Here is a 19,773-nt window from a genome sequence, read left to right on the forward strand (position 1 = left end):
GAGGCTGCATACTAATGCAAATTCCAATTCTGTTTACAGACGTTCACAAGCATTTTTTGCCGATTTTCAACTATGTCAGGCGTCCACTGAGCCTCTCCCAAAACCTGTGAGGTAAGAACATAAGAACTCACACCCGATCTACCGGTGAAATAACTGACTTTCTTTTTATCAAAATTGTAATTCGATGCAGCAGAGTTCTTTGTTCTTGTTAATGGCACCAGGTTACCCAGCTTATGCAACCAATACTCACGATCCAATGATCTCGGCCACCAACTCTCCCACTCTGAACCCGAGGCCACAGTTTGTGGCAAGACATGTTCAATAGTCAGCACGTTATAGTTATAACTCGCAGCGCCATCACTCAAGAAAGAGTCCACCCGCAATAACAAATAGTTTCTTCTTTTCGCAGTCAGAAAATAGACATCACTGCTTATTACCTCTGCAAAGTCACGTTTCTCACCAGTTTTGAGTTTTATGCTCTCAATGGCAGGGCCGTTACTCTGCTCGATCTCATTCAATACTTCGGCATAGCGTTCAATTCGCTGATTGATATTGGCAGCAGTGATATGCATTTGAGCTGCTAGACACTCCAAATCTCGAATGAATGTCAAAATTGCACCATGATCGTCACCATATCGCTCTAAATAGCTTATGGCTACAGGCAACCAATCTGCGTTATCAATACGATTTAACCAGTTGAAGAGCGCATTGATCTCCCCAGCATTGTGGCTGGACTCGTAACAGGAGAACTTGGCCTTCATATACGCCTGAGCATAAGGCTCTATCACATCATCAATTAATGATTCGGCTGATATTGATTTTGATAAAACATGCTCCTTAAACTCTTCGAGCAAAGAACGCTTTGCCTTGCTCTTGGCGTAAATCATTCGAATAAAACCAAGCAGATCATTGAGTCCATCGCGGCCGGTATCAACTTCAATCTCTTCCCATCGGTCATTGAAGCTATCTCTTTTTGACTCAGATATCTTACCTATTGCCTCCGCCTTGATGATGTCGCTAGGCAGTAAATCGAGGCCTCGATTGTTCAGTACGGAAAAGACCCGAAACGCAGATTGTTGACTTGGCGTTGATACCACCACCAAAAAGCAGCGTGTCATTAAAAATATGCCGAATTCCAGTAGTTGCTCTTGGGTCGCAAAGTTATTTTTCAGCCGATTTAGTAACAGAGCAGAGTTATTTTTAATGTGCTTTTGTGACTCATTTTCTAACGCCGCATCAGGTTTGGCGGCTAAGGCATCAAACTTGAGGCTTTGCACTGTCTCGGTGAAAAAGTCCTTATCTCGAGGGCGAAGTTTCAATCGTGGCTTGGCTTCAATGCCTTGTAGACGCTTACCAGGCTCCATGACATAGGTCAGGCACTCATCACGATCGCTGCCGCTTAACAGCGAGGTCAAGGCCGCAATGAAGATCGTCAGCGTTGTTAACCGCTGTTGACCATCGATGACATATGAGTGGGGAAGGTTCTCTTCTTTGATAAGGACGATACTACCCAGAAAATAGCTATCCTCACGCTCATTCTGATAAAAATCATAAAGATCATCAAACAGTTCGCCAGCTTGTTCAGTCGTCCAGGCATAGGGCCGCTGATAAGGTGGAATTTCATAGTGAAAATCCGAGCTAAAAATTTTGCTCAATGGATATTCGGCACCAGTGATTTTTTTAGACATATATCCAATCCATCCTTAGATTTTGGTTTCAGCGGCTTGTTGTCTCGCTTCGCGTTTTTTGGCGAGCGACAGGTAGTGGTCATTGATGCGGGCGCCCTCTTTTTCGCCGTATTGCAGGCCTAGGGTGTACCAGGGGGCGGATTCCACATCGTTACCGCGATCCTTGTTCCAATTGATATTCGGTTTAAAGCGCAGGATACCGGCGCCTTTTTTACCAACATCGGCCGCTTTGAGGAAGGGGCGGATATTCAGGCGCACGCCATCATTGAGATCCGGCTCCCAACCGATGGGCTGCTCAGCTGGGGATTTCCAGCGCACAAAAATATCCAGCCCCTTTTCACCGGCCAAAATGGCCTCCAGGCGCTGTTGCAGGTTTTTAGCGGCGGTGAGGCGCTCTTCGGCACCATCACGCTGCTCTTTGACGCCCTGCTCCTGAATGCGGATCCAATCGCCAAGGTAGGTGTAGATCAGGCGCTCCAGCCCCGCGCGGTCAAGATTGTGGTAGTTAACCAGGGCGGCAAAGCCGTCTTTAAGGCCATCCCAGATATGCCAAATAAAGGGTCTGTGCTGGAACAGCTTGCAGTGCTGCTCGAAGAACTTATCGCGCAGCCAGAGATCCAGGCTCTTGCTGCCCACGGCGGCGAGCAGCTTATCCAGGGCACCGGCCTTCCAGTCATCCTCGTAAGCCGCCACCAGCAGCTTTTCCAAGCGAGTATGGGCCGGGGCTTCACCGCGCACCGCAGGCAAACAGACGATGCCATCTTCATCGGCATAGATATTTAGCTTGGCGGCCTGCCGCACCAGCTCGCGCTGCTCATCGGCCAGCTCCATCGCCTCGTCCAGCTCGGCTGGCCACTGATAACCCAGCAGGCGCGCTACCGCCACCTGCAGCACGGTGTCATCAAAGCGAACCGGCCCCTCTTTGGTCCATTTGCTGGTGTCATCCCAAATCACCGAGGCACAAGGGTGGCCATGGAAAATCCATTGAGTTGGGTCATTGGTATAGGGTTTTGGTAATCCATGCGGATATTTTATCTTTGCAACTGAGCTCCAGTAGTTTTTATCAAACTCAATTTTCAAGAAACTTGCATTGGTTACTTTCAATGCCTGGTCGATATCCTTAACTTTATTATAAAAACCATCATCCTCAATAAAACACCAAAGCGCAGCATTTATTTGCTCATCTGATTCGTGAGCCACTAAATTCGCCGAATTCTTATCAAACACTTCGCCGTAGGTAATTGTTGGTGAAAACTGTCCCATTTGAGCAATTCGAATTCCTTTCTTCCCTAGTATTTTATGCCCATTCATATACTCACTAGGAAAGTTATGCGCTGTAGGGAAATAACGCAGCACACCCTGACCGCCATCCCATTTCAATGACTGTTCTCTACCGCCAAAAAATGATTTGCTTGTCACGCCCCCCATATATGGAACCCATCCACCATTGAAAAAATATTTTTCCCAGAAAAGCTGGACAAAGCGGGGCATGTCGCCAGTCGTCAGTCCTTCAATACTACTTGCATAATTCTCGAGAAGATCTTCATCCATAATTCCTTTGAATGATATTCTCATATCAGGATTACTTAACTGAACCGACTGCTGTATACATTCAAGTCTATTTTTTGATACAAACTCAGCTTTCTCTGCTGCAGTTTTAAACTCAGACACATCCACCCCGCGCAGCAACGCCTCTTTAGGTGCCACACCTTTGCTTAGGGTAATTAATATCGCCTGCACCACCTCTCCGGAAATAGTTTCAAAAGCTCGTGGGCCAAGACGAGCTAATAGATTCCAGCTCTGCTCGGTTAATAATTTTTCGCGGAACTTCTTATAGCTGGTTAAAAACAGCCAGTTTTGTGGCAACACAATCGTCGAACTGCCACCCTGAGGATTAAAGTCCAGGCAACGCTCCAAAAATGCGGTGGCCAGATCGGCTTTGGCTTCCGGGTAGTAGTTTTCACAAAAATCCTGCAGCACGGCGCACTGCTTACCGCGCCCCAAATAGGGCACATTGGTAGCCACTAGATGGTAACGACCGGCTAGCAGCTTGGCAGCCAGGGCCAAGCCCTGAGCGGCCACTTGTGTCTCTTTGCTCTCACTGTCGCTTTGCGCCTGGGCATCGAGCAGTTGCTGCCAGGGGGCCGGGGCACCTTGGGTTTTGCCTTCATAGGGGGCACGCTGGATATCGATCAGACTCCCCAACACGGGTGCGTCCTTAAACTGGCGTTTGAGCCAGCTGAGCGCCGTCTCCAGCTGCGGGTTTTGCTTGGCCAGTTGCTGCCACTCCAGGCTTGCCGCCTCGACATCTTGGCCGGAGCAAGCCAGCTGCAAAGCAGGCAGAGTGCGATAACCACCGGCATCGGGGAAGCGCCAGGCTTCCAGCGCCAGAGCAAAGGCGGCAATTTCGATGCAGCGGCCATCCAGCTCCAAGCCATTCAGGTTTTGGGAGAGTACCCGCTCAATGGCGGTGCGGGCATCGATGCTTTCTAGGTGCATACGCATCGGCACCAGCATTAGAAACAGCGCCACCAAAAAGTGGCCCGAACCGCAGCACGGATCCAGGGCTTTTAGCTCACTGATCTCAGAGGGCCAAGCGTCATACCAGCCACCTGCCGGTTGCCAGATCTCGCCTTGTGCATCGCTGACTTTGACAAAGCGCAGGTAAGAGAGCGGCACGCTGTCGATGGCGGCGCGCTCGCGCAGCTCTTGCTCGCTGCTGGCATGGCGCAGGTGATCTTGCGTTAACCGGCGCTTGGCCCACCAAGCACCCAGGGCGTTATCCAAGAGGAATGAGACCATATAGGGTTCGGTAAAGAGCTGGGTGACCGGGCTCAGTTCATCGGCACCAATCGGCACGCCTGAGTCGTTCACCTCTTTTTTACGCTTGGTTTGCCAGAACTGATAACACCAGCCCAGGCTGTCTTGGGCCTGGAAGACCGCAGGCGCGAGGCTATTGATCAGCCCTTCGAGGGTGCGCTGATGGTTGATCGCCAGCCGCACCTCCAGCACCGGCGAGTCGATACGAAATACCTGGGGCAGCATCTTGGCCGCCAGGCGCCCCGCCAACTCCCAGCCGCTGGCGCAATCGGGCTCTTCATCGGCCAGCTCGGCGCACTCATCGAGGGTCACCGGGGTATGGGCGTCGTACATCAACAGGTTGTTTTGCTCCAAAAAGCGGGCAAACAACATGCGATGCCACTGCTCATAGGCCATCTCAGCCTGCAGATGGGCGGTCTCTTGTTCCCCATTGGCATGCAGCTTATCCCCCAACTGACGGGCATGGGCGCGCAGTCGGTTACGCAGCTTGCGCTGCGCCTCATTTAAAAAGGCCGGTACGCTGGCATCGCCAATGCCTAAGCGTTCAATCTCTTCGCGGCAGGCGGTTTCGGTGATCTCACGGGCGGTGAGGACGGCGTTTTCCAACTGGCTACGCAGGGTCTTATCCAGGGCTTGTCTCATGGCGATGAACTCTTTATCTGTTGGTGCAGGCACTGCGCCGGGCGGCGGCTGGTACCCTCATGGATTCGGTTACAATGGATCCGGTCACAGAGGCCGCGTAAGCGGCATAACAGGTAGGGCGTGCTGCCCTACCTGTCTGTCGACTTAACTGACGCGGACCGGATTACCTTGGGCCAGCTCGGCGCGCACCATCTGCTCCACTTGGGCGAGCCACGCTTTTAAATCCTCATCGGTTTCAATCACCGTCTTGGGCGCCGAGATATTGCGCGTTTTCGGCTTGAGCAGGCTAACGGCGTCGCTTAAGGCCAGATCAAAGTAGGATGGCAGTGCCGCAATCCGGTCATTCCACCCCTGCCAGGAGCAGTTATCCAACGAGGCCTGTACCTGCTCTTGGCTACCCAGATGCAGTTTTGGCAGCTCGCCGATGCGATGCTTGGCGAGCAATTCCTTTTGCTGCTCGGCGGAGAGTTTGATCCAGCTGGGATCGGCTTCCAGATCACGGTAGCAGTCGTGGTAACACTGCTCATAACGGCTGCAGTGGGACATGATGGCATCCCGCAGGGCATCCAGAGCTTGGGTGAGCAAGGGGCTGACCGGTGACGGATTGGCCAGCAGGGTGCGGCCCGCCTTAAGTGCGGCGATTTCTTGCTCCAGCACCTTGTGGATCGCCAGATCGCGGCAGTAGTGCATCAGGGTTTGCAGATTACGCCACTGCTCATTGCGCTCGGCCACCAGCTCCAGCTGGGCTTTCCAGCTGGCGTAGTCGGCACTGAGCTGATCTTTTTTGTCGTGTACCGCCAGCAGTTGATCATTACCGGAGAGGGCCATCAGCTCATCGAGCAGCTGGGTTGAGGGCGGCACCGGCAAGGGAGGTTCGCCACCGAGTTTACGCGCCAACGCCTTGGCATTGAGCAATGCCTCGTTAAGCTTGCTGCTCTCTTCACCGCCATTGCAGGAGACGTCCAGGCCATTGATCAGGCCACGCACCTTAAGCAGTTGCACCTTGGAGATAGTCACGGTTTCAGGACGGAACTGGGTCTGCCCGACCTGCGCGCGATCCAGGCTGCGAGCATCGGTAGCATTGAACTTGCTGTCGGTGGCCTTCAAGACCCCCGCGGCCAGCATGGCAAACAAGGCACCGTCGATGGCATCCCGTGACCAGCCATAAGGGGCTTTGCCGAAGTGGTCACGGATTTCGGCACCGGTCTTCATCAGGCCGATGAATTTTTTGATCTCACGGCAAACTGGATGGGCATCCGCCTCACCCTGGTGCTCCACCGCTTCGAGGGCATTTTCCCCCCCTTCCCGGCTGGCACGTTGGTAGACAGTCGCCCACCCCTTGTGATCGGCCATATCAAAGTTGCGATAGAGGCGAATGCAGGCTGTTTTGGCCCCTTCTTGCAGCTGATCGGCCAGGGTGTCACCGCCCACCTCACTGCCACCAGAGAGACGCAGCCACATCAGGGCCTCCATCTCGGCGGTCAGGCGTTTGACCTCCGCTTCGGCATTGCGAAGGCTGGACTGCATTGCAGTGCGAGCCTCTTTGCCAGCCTCGGTTCTGATTTCATTCTGCTTGACCTCTAAGGTCATCTCGGCAGCGCGTTTGTCCACAATCGCTGCATTCAAGGCACTCTTACGATCCGATGGGATATAGAGATAGAGGGTGCCATTATCGGCGCTGTCGGCGCGGGCCAGATCTTTTAGGCGGCTCTCGGACAAGACCGGTGCCCAGACATAGAGCTTTTCTTGGGCATCGTTGGGCAACTCATCATCAAACGCCACATTCAGGGTACGGCCCTCGGCCACGTTGCCTTGGGTTAAGCGCACCTGACTGACCAGCTTACGCACCAGATTGTGGATCAGCTGGTTGCGCAAGCCATCCAGACGGGCCGGATCGGCACGCAGCTCGGACTGTTGCTGGCGGAACATCTCATACCACTGCTGGCTTTCAGCGGTTTGCAGGCGATATTCCACGCCGCCCGCCGACTGCACGGCCATGATCAGCGACGCCTGCTCCAACGCCTGCAGGGCGTCATTCACTCGTGGCCGCAGCTCATGTTTTTCGGTATTCAGATCTTCAATCAGCAGATCGGCCAGGGTTTCGGCTGTGGCGTGAATGCCATAGTCAATTTCGCTGGGTAGTTTGCTGATCATCAAGATCAGTGACAGCACTCGCCCCTGCAATACCTGCTCGGGGGAGCCATCTTTGAGCTTGCCGATTTCGGCATAGATCTCCTGCCCCACCACGCCGCTGTTGACCAGGTCATTGACGATCTGGTCATAGATAAAATCGGCCGGAATAACACAGCCCAGCGGGCGTTCAGCGCCATAGCGTGTCGCCTCATGGGTAATGCGCAACTGGTTACGCAGCTGTGAGCCGGTGCCGGTCTTATCCAGTGCAGGCAGCAATCGTTCCCAGAAGCGACGGCGCACCGGCAGCAGCGGATAGTCAGCCACCATCCACTTCTCATCATCCCGTTGATGCTCAAATTTGGAGCCGCGCAGATGGCGCGTGACCTCACCCAGATTGGTCTGGATCAGGGAGTCGATCATCGGCTTGGCGCTCTCTTTTTTCTGCAAGATCACCTTACGGATGACCGCATCCACATCGGTATCGGCCAGTTGCACCTTCACCACAAAGCGGCCCATCAGGCGTTGCAGATTAGGGGTATCGCTCAGGGCACTTTGCCCTGTGGCGACAAACAGCATCTTGGATTTGAAGGCACTGTCTTTACAGCAGGTTTCGATAACCTCTTGCACCACATGGGCCCGATCTTCATCGCTACCAACAAACTGTTGCACTTCATCCAGCACGATGAGGGTCAAAGGCAGTTCACCATCGCGTGCCAGGGCATCCATCACCGCATCGACCATCTCATCATTGGTAATGGTGGCCACGTTGGGGAATTGGGCGTGCAGCGCTTTGCTCACTTCGGCAGTCGACGGCGCCAGATCCGGAAAGACCTGTAACAAGGCCGCCGCCAGAATGGGCGAGACATAGATATTGCGCAGCTCTTTTTGCCAGGCGTCTTGTTCACCCGCAACTTTGGCATGCAAGCGCACGTACTCTTTCACCTGCGGCAACACACCTTCGGCGTTCAACCACATGACAAACCGTGCCAGATGGTACTGCTCCGGCAGGCCAACGGATTTAAAAATGATGGACAAGAATGCCAGGCGGACATCGCCTTTCATCCCCGCCCCCAGGGTACCCGAGGCCGCATGCAGGCCAGGATAGCCTTTGGAGATCTGCTCTAGCTTGGCAAATTGCTCGCGGATGGTGGTTGGCAGCTCGGCCAGCCCCAGGGCATCGGAGCCATCGGCAAAACGCTGGTTAGTCCAGAATGTACGCAACATCTTAGCCAGGTGAGATTTACCCGAACCGTAGAAACCACTGATCCAGACGCCGGATTGCTCCACCTTGGCTTCGAGCTTGCTGAGGTAGGCATTGAGGATCTTCTGCATGCCATCTTCATAGGCTCCGTCACAGACGAAGGTTTTCAGCTCATAGCGCAGAGTGGCAAACGACTCGGCGCTTTGGTCATCATTGACCACGGCAACCCCGTTGTTAGCCAGTTCGGATTGCAACGGATCGCTGACGTAAATCTCACGGTTAAGCATGTGCTCTGTCCTTATTCGTTATGGTGGCAGATGGCGGTGGCGTGGTAACCCCAACCATCTTTGGCGTCCAAAAGACTGAAATTGTTGTCGTGGTACTCCCCGGGGAAAAACACCAGTAGCTTGCCCTTGACCGCAGGCGACAAGGTCTTGATGAGATCGGATACGGAGGCAAAGCCAAACAGGGTACCGGTGCCGAGGATGGCGACGATGTCATTGCTACCGAGCGTTGGATCGATCTCAGCACGCAGGCGCTGGGCCAGCTCTTCGGCAAAAAACTCATAGTTCGCCAATAGCAGCTCCGGGTCGTCGAAATAGGCCTCTTTGTAGTCCTGCTCACCCATCCACTGCGCAAAGCCATTGGTGATGTCCAGCAGTTGCCAGCGGTGGCCATGCTGGGTTGCGGCGATTTCAAATTCACAGACCCGCGCCCGGAGCTTGAGCTCGTCTTCCTTGTGATAGACCACGAATACGGCGCGCTCTTCGGCAGAGAGCACGGAGCGCCACGGCACCGAAATATAGGTGGTGAAGCGCTGAATGAGTTTTGACAGTCGGTCGCCCATGGCTATCACTCCGTTATTGACCAGTTAGGAAAGCGGACTTCAACCACACCGCTAGCCTGCTTATAGGTAATCACCCCATGCAGTGAGGCCATGTAGGCCAGCTCATAACCCACGGCCTTGTCTTGTTGCAACAGCGCAAACCAGGGGGTGTTGAACAGACCTTGTCCGGAGAGCCCTTCACAGTGCCCCAGGAAGAGTGCAAACGCCGCGTTGACATAATTGACCTTGGGCTCGGAACGAACCTTCCGGGTCTTGCCTTGCAGAAAACCGGCTTGAGTCCAGCTGCCGTTGATGTTCTGAGCAAAAGACTTCAAAGAGGCTGGGCTGAAACGGGTGGGATCCTCTTGCGAGAGACACGCTTCAACTTGCTCCCGCGCCAGAGGCTCACCGGGTTGTAGCCCCAGAATTAAAGGCCAGCTCAGGCGTAACAGGGGATCTCGCACCAGGGCCAGCTGCAACGCCAACAACGGCTGCGCCTCTTCGGAGAGCTCCCAAAGCTGGCGAAACACGCGAAACAGCGGGATATCGGGCGACATACCGTAGAGATCAACCAGATGGCGGAATGTCAGCTTACGAGCATTGTCACTGCTTTTATGCAGCAGATTAAATTGCTCCACGTCTTGCTGATAATCGGCTCGCGTAGCATCGAGGGGGCGAGCGGCCAACAGGGTGCTTAGCTCGGCCAGCATCATGCTTCTGGCAGAATGGGCGCCATTCTTACCAAATTTAAAGCCAAGCGTTATTAACAAAGACTGCTCGTTCATTTCTTACTCATTCATTTGTTTGCCGACGCATTGTCGCATATCTAGTGCAATTGCTTCGTTACAGAGATCATTGATTTTTATAGCCTGGAGCCAGCACCAGATTCTCAACGCCATACAAGGTGGCCTGATTGTTCAAGGCCAGTGGATGACGCTCAGCTGGCAAGCTGTGCTCCGGTGAACAGTCCACATTCCAGTAGTTGAGCAGATAGCCCGCCAACGCAGCGCGGATCTGCACACAGCGCTGACCATCGACCATGCCATAGTCCATCGCTATGGCCTCGGGATAGGCAATCGCAGGATGCGGGATCAACTCCAAATCGACAATTCGGTTCCACTGATGATCAAACTCGCGAGTCTCTTTTTCCGGCGGAACATCGTTTAACAGCGAGACAGTTTCAAAGCGTGAACAGGAAAAATCACGGAACGCTTGCCGGAGCCGATCAAAGGCCCGGACATGCCAGCGATGACCATCATTGGCCAAGCTGTGGGGCACCAGCTCACGTTGCGTTCGCCCGGACGAGAGCGATACATAGCTGCAACTGATGGCTTTTTGTAGATGAATGGCCCGCATTAGAGCGGACAATATTTCGGTCTTGGGCTGGATCAGTTGCTGCGGTGCCAGGCAACGCGCATTCGGCAACTGGGGTTGCGTGATGCCATTCCCAAAGCCAAAAGCCAGACAAGAGAGCGCGGCGGTAGGCTCATGGTCAAACAAAGGTTTGAATGCAGGCGTCCGCTCATAGACCTTGTTTTGAGGACGCAACACCAGGTTGCCCGCACAAAACTCCTTGTAGGCCCCGAAGTCACGGGTCGCAGCCGCAGGGCCAATACCGAAGCGCTCTATCAGCGCAGCACGGGTGATAGAGCCAAAGTAGTTGAGGCAAAAATCGATATACGCCAAGCGCTCACGCTGGGCATAGGGAAGCTCGTCTAAAACCTGCATGCGGTTACGGTCAGATATGTTCAATAGAGACTTAACCTATCATAACGAACAAGTCACGCAATCAAAATGATGACTTAATGTGAGCTTGATGATAAAACTGCCTCATGCGGCTCTTATCTGCTGATTTATCCAGCGAATAAATAGCGTCGAGGGGGATGTGGTGGCGGCATTTAACAAGATTCCATTTGCGATCAGAGAAGCGGATCGAAAGATCGTCAGCATTGAGGATGTGCCAAGAGGATTGGCGTGTGCATGTCGTTGCCCCAGCTGCGATGCGCGGCTGCAGGCAAGGAAGGGAGACGTTAACGAGCACCATTTTGCTCATCACGATAGCAGTGCAGAGTTGTGTGAGTTTGCTCTTGAAACCAGCATTCGCTTAATGCTGCTGGAGACGTTAGGACAGATCCAGTCGATCAGTACGCCGGATTTTTTGTGGGGAAAGGGGCGTTGTTGCTCAAATCAGGGAACTATCCCGCAGTTTGGTGATCTGTTCTCTTAGGCTTACTACTGGGAGCACCAGATGGGCAAATCCTAACACAAGTTCAGCAAGTGGCAGCAGTACCATCAAGTCTTGGTACAATGCGGCTCTCTGACCATCTGGGTCGATAAGCAAGGGAAGGTGCGTATAAGCGGGTTATGTCTTCCCAACTGATTCGTTGGTTAAAAATTCTCGTGTCTGAACTAATCTAGGAAATGCCGCAGGGGAACTGCTGCCTGGTCAACCACGCCACAACCAAGGTGCATTGGGACATCATGACGCCTGCTTCGGCTAGCCAGTAATTGATTGTTTTGAACAGGAGCCAATCGATCTTTGAATCGCCATAGGTTTCGATGTCATTCCAGCCCTCGGCACCACTCATGATGGCACTGATGACAAGGAACATGACATCAACCAGGTTATGTTTACGATTGATCTCAGAGCGAGTTTCTTCGACAAGGGTAAGGTGTTCAATCAACGTCATAGCGCGTGCCTCCTGCATGGAGACGCGATTAGATCACAGACGATCTGCCTGTTCAAATTTCATTAACAAAGTGCGATCCCGCCCTGCCAGTGAGCGAAGCGAACGACTTAAACTATTTGTTAGAGGTCTGGTTCGCAGACTGGTTTATTTTGGCTTTCTTGAGTCGGAGCTATATCTACAAATATTTCTGATTTTGAGAATTTGAACCCATACCAGCCGAACCACAAGCAGCCATCTTTTTCAAACGGTTGCAGGTCTGTGAATTTAGCTGCCATGGCCTGTACGTTTTGTTTGGTTTTTCCAGCAAGCGCTTCTTTCAGCATGCCAATTGCTTGAGTATTAGAGCCGTTCAGCTCATAAAGCTCTTGTTCCATATATGATCGAGTGACTGCAGAGTCGACCGTTCTGTATAGCCAAAAGATATTACTCCCGACCAGCAGCAGGCTAAGAGTGACAATGATTGTGCGAATTTTCACATTAACCTCTAACGATTAAGCTAACTGGCGGCCAAAAGCGTAGCTTTTGGACATCCGGCGAACGAAGTGAGCAGCGTTGAGCGCATTGTTAGCGGTTGCCTTCAACTAGAAGCACCTCGCTAGCTTTTAATGTAATGCTGTTGGATACGTAGTCGCCGTCTGACTCAAGGGTGGGCGGCAGCTCTAGTGATACGGTTGCGTCATCGTCGAGATAGGCGACCTTGAGTGGCGCTTTGCAGGCAGCCTGAAGAATTGCATATGCATCACTAGCTAGATAGTTGAACCATTGCTCATCCGGATCGATGATTCTCACCATGGACCCTTCAAGTATTTCTCGACCTTTGGCGTCATTGTGCATGCTAAATAACCGCTAACATTTTAGTTATGGGGCGCGCGTGTTTTTTGCGCGTCCCAGTGAGCGAAGCGAACGACTTAAACTATTTGTTGGGCATAACACTCATGTAGCCTAAGTGGATTAGATCTCAAGCCACCATGGGACAGACTTGCCTTTTTTGTAATACTTGCCGTCGTACCGCAAAGTGTACCGCTCTGTGCGGTCTTTAAGGTTTCGGGTGGATGCCTCAATCGAATTCACAGTGATCTTTGCGGTAACCACCAAGTCGAAAAAACCATTTGTACTGTTTTTGCCCATGCTGACTGTAAGCATGGCGTCTTCCCAGAGAGCATGGGATGCCGCTGCCGGGCAACCTTCAAGCCACCGTTGTCAGGGCCGACGCATGATCATTCTTTGCGCTAGTTGATCAAGCATCGATCAGTTGAGCGGCGCCAAGTACGATTTTAATTGTACCTTGCGTTGCCAAGCTGTAAATAGTCGAGATCTTAACTAACTGTTTATTTTTATGGCCCAGAAGTCTTTGCTCGACTACCTTGAATCAATTCCAGACCCACGCAATCAGGCCAAGTGCTCGCATATCTTGTCAGAGGTTGTTTTCATGGCCATCTGCGCCATGATGTGCGGTTTTGATACTTGGAGCGAGATTACCTTGTTTGCTCAAGAGCGAGAGCCATGGTTCCGGCGCTGGTTGAGCTTGCCTGGCGGCATTCCATCACACGACACATTCAACCGCATTTTTGCCACTCTGCCTCCCGCCAGTCTGAAATCCATTTTTCAAGCGTGGATCGGCGACATCATGGGCGATGATAAGCTGGTTGGCCAACTAGCGGTTGATGGTAAAGCTCTTCGTGCTACCGCTAAAGGGCGAGGTGCCAACGCTGTTCATATGGTCAATGTCTGGTCAACTGAGCTGGGGATGTGTGTTGGCCAGCAAAAAGTCGCTGACAAATCTAACGAGATCACGGCAATACCTGAGCTACTCCAACTTCTTGAATTAAAAGGGTGTTTAGTCAGTATTGATGCGATGGGTACACAGGTAAAAATCGCCGACACCATCCTCAAAAAGTCGGGTGATTACCTGCTTGCAGTGAAAGACAACCAACCTAGCCTCAATACTGAAGTAAAAGAACAGTTCCAAGCGTATTGGGATAAGAATGAAACCGATGTTTCGGGGCACGGCTTTACTGAACAATTTGACTCAGAACATGGGCGAAAAGAGCATCGACGTTGTTGGGTTCTGATGGTTGATGAAAGCATGCCAGTTTGCCAGCAGTGGAAAGCGAAGACGATCATAGCCGTGCAGGCTGAGCGAATTGAAAATGGCAAAGGCTATGATTTCGTGAGATTTTATATAAGTAGCCGAGCGTTGGATGCCACCTCAGCGCTGAAGGCAACCCGAGCGCACTGGTCGGTAGAAAATCTGCTGCACTGGACTTTAGATATTGCGTTCGGAGAGGATCAACTTCAGGCCAGAGCGGGCTTCGCTGGGGAAAACTTAGCGGTCATCAGGCAGTGGATACTGAACATGCTGAAGCAAAACAAATCACGTAATCTAAGCATGGCCAACAAGCGCAGGCTCTGCTGTCTGAATGAACAATATTTGTTCGAATGTATGGGGTTGTTCAAAGTATAAACACTGATGCGTCAGCCCTGCCACCGTTGTTGATACAAATTCAGCGCGGCAACAGGTCGTAGGTTATTTCCCTCGGGGACAAACAGAGTAAGTTCATTGCCCCAGTATCCTTCTCCGCAGCTAGCGCCGCGCGCAGAACTCGTAAATCTGATGCCGAATGCTCTTACGTTTTCGCCTAGCTTATATCGTGCAGTGTCGAGTTTGAGGCTGTCCTCGCCTACTTCTGTAACCGCGTCTTCACCAATATCGCTACGGAAACTACTGATCACGTTCTTTGTCCTTTTATCAAGAATCAGGACTTCCAATCGCTTTTCATATTCGACGCCCTCGTCGTAGGCGAATGTTGCCAGAAGCTGATTGGTCTTATACGGCCAAATTCGGCAGGAGGCAGAAATAACATTGCCGCCATCCTGTCTCGGTGCGAATTCGTTGATCTTCAGATGTTGTTTCACTGCCTCGTAATCGTCTGGCGCACATGTGTCCTCTCGTGTTTGCGTGAACGCCATTGCTGAAATAAGGTACGTGGCCAGTGCAACTGCTAAGTTGATACTTTTCAAGTTGATATACCTTTCGGAGAATCAGTCGCCAATGGAAGCTTCCCTGCCCCATCAGGGCGGGATCGCACTTTGTTAATGAAATTTGAACAGGCAGATCGTCAGTGATCTAATCGCGTCTCCATGCAGGAGGCTTGCGCTATGACGTTGATTGAACACCTTACCCTTGTCGAAGAAACTCGCTCTGATATCAATCGTAAACATGATCTCGTTGATGTCATGTTCCTTGTCATCAGTGCCATCATGAGTGGTGCCGAGGGCTGGAATGACATCGAAACCTATGGCGATTCAAAAGTCGATTGGCTCCGTCAGCATCGCCCCTTTGCCAATGGCATCCCCCGTCGTCACACGGTTGCCCGCATTCTGCGCTGCATTGTCATCGATACCTTGCTTGAAGCGTTGCTGTGCTGGGTCAATGAACAGCGCACTTATCAGGGCAAACCCATCATTGCCTTTGACGGCAAGGTGCTACGCAACTCCTTTCGGGGTGATACCAAGGATGCGCTGCAGTTGGTCACAGCCTACGATACCGAAAATGGGCTGGTGTTAAGCCAGAAAGCAACCCCTAACAAGAAGGGGGAAATCGAAACCGTCAAAGAGATGCTGGACATTCTTGAGCTAAAAGGAGCCGTTGTGACACTCGATGCGTTGCATTGTCAACGCGAGACTCTGGAGAAAATCAGCGAGAAGAAGGCTCATGTAGTGGTACAGGTAAAAAAGAATCAACCGAAGCTGTATCAAGCGGTTCAATCGCAATTTCAATCACTGTTTGACGCCCAGAAAGAGAAGATTGTCGTCGAGCACAAAGAGAGTGGACATGGCCGCCAGGAAGAACGCTATGTGTTTCAATTAAAAGCAAAATTACTGCCAGATCTGGCGGAGAAATGGCCGACAATCCGCAGCTTCATAGCCGTTGAGCGTCACCGCAGCGCTAACGGAAAAGGAACGGTAGATACCTCCTACTATGTCAGCTCGTTATCCCCCAAGCACAAGTTGCTCGGGCACTATATTCGTCAGCATTGGCGGATCGAGAACAGCCAGCATTACATTCTTGATGTGGTGTTTAACGAGGATGCCTCCAGGATAGCGATGGAGGATGCGGTCGAGAATATGGCGCTATTCCGGCGGTTCGTATTGAATATCGTAAAACAGAGCAATTGTGGTGCTCGAAGTCAGAGAAACAAGCTAAAAAGAGCCGGCTGGAATGACTATTATCGGGCTCAGTTATTCTTTGGTTAAAAGATCAACAAAGTGTGCTCCCGCCCTGCCTGCCCCATAGGGGCGAATTTGAACACTTTGTTGGGCTGCTACACCGCACTGGCTATTTGCCACGAAACCCAACAACCACGCTTTTGACCCTGCAAGCGAAATAAACCTGCCGACGGCCCGAAAACACTGCAAACGAGCACGTGCAGCTCAACGCCTGCCCAAATCCGCTGAATAGCGATTGTTATACGTTGACGACATGAGGCTCCCTTTTTTTCTCAAACTCACGCCAAGCGCCAATTAAGGCTAGTAGTTGATTTTGGTATATATCTACTTTCTTTAGCTCTAGATCAAGTTCTGTAGAAACTTCAAATTTACTCCCAGAAACGAGATGAAGCACTGAGGTGTTGCCTATCCATCGCCGCTGCTTTTTTAGTTCGATATGCCTTACAGCTTCAGAAAAGGAAGAGTCCGACTCCAAGAACAATGAAAGCGCATTCCACTCTCCGTCGATCATGACTTTAGGCTGCCCCGCTTCAATGTAGAACCTTGCTTCCATTCTTCTACCTTCTGAATTCTAAGTGCGACAGCCTGCCGCAGGAACACCTGCCCAACATTTTAGTTATGGGGCGCGCGGCTTTAGGCGCGTCCCAGTGAGCGAAGCGAACGACTTAAACTATTGGTTATGCGTTTTTCAGTTTATTCACTTTTTGTTTTGCTACATGCTGATACGGAGTAATATGCGTTGGCAATTTAATGGGGGGAGTTCATACGAATGAACAAATGGCCCAGGATAAAATGGTGAACACAGGAATAAGCCAAGCCCAATATTCAATTGGCAGGAAATAGAAAGTGTGAGTGCCCCAGCTTACTATTTTCTTCTTTCCATATCTTACTATGGTGCGTTGCACTTTGTTTTTGTTTAAAATCAAACCTGCAATAAGCACTAACGGGGTAGAGAGAATTGCAGCCAAAATAAAGATGGCCGCTACTCCTGATAACTGTGGGATGTTTTCAAAAAACCAACCGGCTGGAACTTGAGATGCCACGCAAACAGCAGATAACCATAAAACTGGAACAAGCCATCCCATTCGAGTAAACAAAAACATAACAAAATCCTTTTAAAGACTCACAATCCGTCTGTTTTTACCGCATAACGCCTGCATTTGCGGCTTGGGTGAACTGGCGGCTTTTTTGCAGCGCAGCGCGAAAAAGGTGACAGTTTACCCAAGTCCGGTAAGATGCACTGGTTATGTGATTCCATAGTTTGATCTAACATGCTCAATTGCTTTTTCACACCACATTTCAATATTGTTCTTAATGTATGAAATACCATCTTGTTCCTTTGGCAGATCATAGATCTTAAAGATCTCGGCCTTCTTACCACCCACAAAGGTTCCATCAGTATTGAATGCACCACCCTTCTTTCTGGTTTCACCCCATTCGTCAGGAATAGTATGAATATCAATGCCAACTATTGGCCTTTGATGCTGAAGCGCATTCATCCATACTATCGGTGCAATTTTCTCGAAGGTAGTGCCTATGAGTAATATCAATACATCACAGTTCTTGATTGCTTCGAACAGATCGTCACCCAATGCATTAATATCTCCAATTCTCATGCCTTGCAAAGAATGCGATTGATGAAATTTTATAGCCTCGATAATTTCAGATGCAATATATGCATCATTTTCTGGATGATATAGGAACTGAGTTTTCATATATGTTTACACATAACATTTTAGTTATGGGGCGCGCGGCTTTATGCGCGTCCCAGTGAGCGAAGCGAACGACTTAAACTATTTGTTAAGTTTTACTTTGTTCATTATGTGTAACGTTTTTACTGATATGTCTGGCCGTTATATTTGAGCCAACCAGCTAAATGACCACCTTGTGGATCATGGTGCGTCCAATGAACTACGCCACCTTCACTGTTCCATTCGTATTCACCATAGAACTCGACTGTATCACCTAATTTGAGATTATCGATTTTCTGTGCCAAGTCTATATTATGCGCAATCAATAGAGTTTGCCCTGTTGCAAGGCGTAATATGAAACGCTGATGTCGCGAACCTTCATTATCATCAGGCAGTATTTCTATAACGATCCCGCCACCTTGAATCTGCAAACCACTTTGATGGTTTTCATAAGCTTGGTATAAGGCTGATTCTGAATCTTCGGCAAAAATTGAATAGCTAGATAAAACAGTTAGACATAAAACAAAAAAGCTAATTGTGATTTTGTTGATTAACATACCAACTCTCTAGATAACTTAACATTTTAGTTATGGGGCGCGCGGCTTTATGCGCGTCCCAGTGAGCGAAGCGAACGACTTAAACTATTTGTTATGCACGTTCATTTTTCATTGCTGATTCCAATTCACAAATTGAAGGCTTTACCCCTTTATGAGATTGCAGCCAGCTTTCGCCTAGAAATTCTGCAACTGATTTTGAACCAAGAACACTCAGCATAGAAACCGCATTACGGGCTTGTAGCAATTCGTGCGCTCGGCCCATTACCAACTCACTTTGCTCAGCTTCAGGCTCGCCCAATTCAAGCCCCCATTCTTTTTGGATAGCTAAGATTAACCTTCCCGCAGCTCTTTCCGATTCTGATATTTCTCTGGGCATAATGACCTACATAACAACCAAGCTCACCGGCGGCAATGAAGCGCAGCGGAATTGCCGTCCGGTGGAGCGCCTTGTTATGCACATTTGATTTTTAAGTATGTTAAGCATCTCTATCTTCCCTGAGATAAATTTTCATCTCTTTGTAATTTATTCCAAAATAACCTAATAAGTCGATTATGGTGTTTTTTATATGATTAGCAGATAAATTCACTTCTACATAAAAATCTAGACCAAATCTTTCACCTACTCTTAATTCATCGTTCTTCCTTGAAAAAAGAGGATTTCCTCGCTTGCTAATAAATTTCTTTTCTTCTGGTAATTTTGAAAAACGTTGAGGATCATACGCCTTAAGTTCTTTCAATACATGAGAATAGAGATTTTTCCATGTTTTCAACCCTTTATATGCAGAGTCTTGAAGAATAAATCCATACGGTCGTTTGTATGTAAAGTTTTCATCTAATGTATGGGAAATGGAATCATCTAGCTCTTTGATAATACGTTTATTTTTTCTATCTTGCGTAATTTCTTTTTCTACATCATCTTCTTCTGGGTTGATAGAAAAATATTTTTTTATCTGCAACTCAATCCTGTTTGAACCGCTAGCAAATTGCGATAGGCTATCATTGAATTCTTTAATAAAAATCAATCCTCTTTCCAATGATTCATTATCCCTTGGATCAATATCAAGCAACATATCATCAGGCAGAGAAAGGAAATATTCATTCAAAGTATTTAGCATATCAAGAATTTCTTTGATTTTATCTTCGGTCACCAGCTATCTCCTTAAATATGCATAACATTTTAGTTATGGGGCGCGCGGCTTTATGCGCGTCCCAGTGTAAGCGCCGCTAAATCGACCTACTTGCCTTCGTTGTATTGCGCCACTTTTTTTGCAATGGGCTCCAGCGGGACGTTCCAG

18 protein-coding genes and 1 pseudogene are annotated in these 19,773 nt (G+C 50.1%); 3 read left to right on the forward strand and 16 right to left on the reverse strand.

Annotated elements, in window-relative coordinates; genetic code table 11:
* Window positions 1–11 precede the first annotated feature (11 nt).
* From ACYVG7_RS01355 to ACYVG7_RS01380, 6 genes are all read right to left on the reverse strand, one after another.
* Entirely contained in the window at window positions 12–1,688 is a 1,677-nt protein-coding gene (locus ACYVG7_RS01355; protein ID WP_460881457.1) for a DUF262 domain-containing protein, read from the reverse strand.
* Window positions 1,689–1,703: 15 nt separating this feature from the next.
* Window positions 1,704–5,150: an Eco57I restriction-modification methylase domain-containing protein gene (locus ACYVG7_RS01360; protein ID WP_460881458.1), complete on the reverse strand. Its 3,447-nt coding sequence runs from the start codon at window positions 5,148–5,150 to the stop codon at window positions 1,704–1,706.
* Between the two features lie 144 nt (window positions 5,151–5,294).
* On the reverse strand, window positions 5,295–8,771 hold the full coding sequence (gene brxC, locus ACYVG7_RS01365) for a BREX system P-loop protein BrxC (RefSeq protein ID WP_460881459.1): 3,477 nt from the start codon (window positions 8,769–8,771) through the stop codon (window positions 5,295–5,297).
* An 11-nt stretch (window positions 8,772–8,782) separates the two neighbouring features.
* Window positions 8,783–9,331 carry a BREX protein BrxB domain-containing protein gene (locus ACYVG7_RS01370; RefSeq protein ID WP_460881460.1) on the reverse strand — a complete coding sequence of 183 codons (549 nt, stop codon included), beginning with the start codon at window positions 9,329–9,331 and terminating at the stop codon, window positions 8,783–8,785.
* Window positions 9,332–9,336: 5 nt separating this feature from the next.
* Window positions 9,337–10,095, reverse strand: coding sequence for a hypothetical protein (locus ACYVG7_RS01375; RefSeq protein WP_460881461.1), 759 nt, complete (start codon window positions 10,093–10,095; stop codon window positions 9,337–9,339).
* A 67-nt stretch (window positions 10,096–10,162) separates the two neighbouring features.
* Window positions 10,163–11,038 (reverse strand): WYL domain-containing protein, encoded by an 876-nt coding sequence (locus ACYVG7_RS01380; RefSeq protein WP_460881462.1) that lies wholly within the window; start codon window positions 11,036–11,038, stop codon window positions 10,163–10,165.
* Between the two features lie 160 nt (window positions 11,039–11,198).
* On the opposite strand from ACYVG7_RS01380, the gene ACYVG7_RS01385 reads away from it, so the two are divergent.
* Window positions 11,199–11,537, forward strand: a complete 339-nt coding sequence (locus ACYVG7_RS01385) for a competence protein CoiA family protein (RefSeq protein ID WP_460881463.1) — start codon at window positions 11,199–11,201, stop codon at window positions 11,535–11,537.
* Between the two features lie 218 nt (window positions 11,538–11,755).
* Here the strand turns inward: ACYVG7_RS01385 and ACYVG7_RS01390 are convergent.
* The 3 genes and pseudogenes from ACYVG7_RS01390 to ACYVG7_RS01400 form a co-directional block, all read right to left on the reverse strand.
* A pseudogene (locus tag ACYVG7_RS01390) lies at window positions 11,756–12,000 on the reverse strand (transposase family protein); the annotation flags it as partial.
* Window positions 12,001–12,119: 119 nt separating this feature from the next.
* On the reverse strand, window positions 12,120–12,476 hold the full coding sequence (locus ACYVG7_RS01395; protein ID WP_460881464.1) for a hypothetical protein: 357 nt from the start codon (window positions 12,474–12,476) through the stop codon (window positions 12,120–12,122).
* 88 nt (window positions 12,477–12,564) lie between these two features.
* Entirely contained in the window at window positions 12,565–12,834 is a 270-nt protein-coding gene (locus ACYVG7_RS01400) for a hypothetical protein (protein WP_460881465.1), read from the reverse strand.
* A gap of 502 nt (window positions 12,835–13,336) precedes the next feature.
* On the opposite strand from ACYVG7_RS01400, the gene ACYVG7_RS01405 reads away from it, so the two are divergent.
* Complete coding sequence (locus ACYVG7_RS01405; protein ID WP_041204928.1) at window positions 13,337–14,464, forward strand: ISAs1-like element ISKpn9 family transposase; 1,128 nt, start codon at window positions 13,337–13,339, stop codon at window positions 14,462–14,464.
* Window positions 14,465–14,475: 11 nt separating this feature from the next.
* Here ACYVG7_RS01405 and ACYVG7_RS01410 read toward each other — a convergent pair whose 3' ends face one another.
* Window positions 14,476–15,021: a PA3715 family protein gene (locus ACYVG7_RS01410; RefSeq protein WP_460881466.1), complete on the reverse strand. Its 546-nt coding sequence runs from the start codon at window positions 15,019–15,021 to the stop codon at window positions 14,476–14,478.
* Window positions 15,022–15,159: 138 nt separating this feature from the next.
* On the opposite strand from ACYVG7_RS01410, the gene ACYVG7_RS01415 reads away from it, so the two are divergent.
* Window positions 15,160–16,257, forward strand: a complete 1,098-nt coding sequence (locus ACYVG7_RS01415) for an ISAs1 family transposase (RefSeq protein WP_460881467.1) — start codon at window positions 15,160–15,162, stop codon at window positions 16,255–16,257.
* A gap of 211 nt (window positions 16,258–16,468) precedes the next feature.
* Here ACYVG7_RS01415 and ACYVG7_RS01420 read toward each other — a convergent pair whose 3' ends face one another.
* The 6 genes from ACYVG7_RS01420 to ACYVG7_RS01445 form a co-directional block, all read right to left on the reverse strand.
* Complete coding sequence (locus ACYVG7_RS01420; RefSeq protein ID WP_460881468.1) at window positions 16,469–16,783, reverse strand: hypothetical protein; 315 nt, start codon at window positions 16,781–16,783, stop codon at window positions 16,469–16,471.
* Window positions 16,784–16,991: 208 nt separating this feature from the next.
* Complete coding sequence (locus ACYVG7_RS01425) at window positions 16,992–17,333, reverse strand: hypothetical protein (RefSeq protein ID WP_460881469.1); 342 nt, start codon at window positions 17,331–17,333, stop codon at window positions 16,992–16,994.
* A 141-nt stretch (window positions 17,334–17,474) separates the two neighbouring features.
* Window positions 17,475–17,945 carry a hypothetical protein gene (locus ACYVG7_RS01430; RefSeq protein WP_460881470.1) on the reverse strand — a complete coding sequence of 157 codons (471 nt, stop codon included), beginning with the start codon at window positions 17,943–17,945 and terminating at the stop codon, window positions 17,475–17,477.
* 119 nt (window positions 17,946–18,064) lie between these two features.
* Window positions 18,065–18,478 (reverse strand): DUF3465 domain-containing protein, encoded by a 414-nt coding sequence (locus ACYVG7_RS01435; protein WP_460881471.1) that lies wholly within the window; start codon window positions 18,476–18,478, stop codon window positions 18,065–18,067.
* 91 nt (window positions 18,479–18,569) lie between these two features.
* A complete protein-coding gene (locus ACYVG7_RS01440) occupies window positions 18,570–18,854 on the reverse strand; it encodes a hypothetical protein (RefSeq protein WP_080689278.1) in 285 nt (94 codons plus the stop codon).
* A 100-nt stretch (window positions 18,855–18,954) separates the two neighbouring features.
* Entirely contained in the window at window positions 18,955–19,626 is a 672-nt protein-coding gene (locus tag ACYVG7_RS01445) for a hypothetical protein (protein WP_460881472.1), read from the reverse strand.
* Window positions 19,627–19,773: the final 147 nt, after the last annotated feature.

It is taken from the genome of Pseudaeromonas pectinilytica (assembly GCF_054780855.1).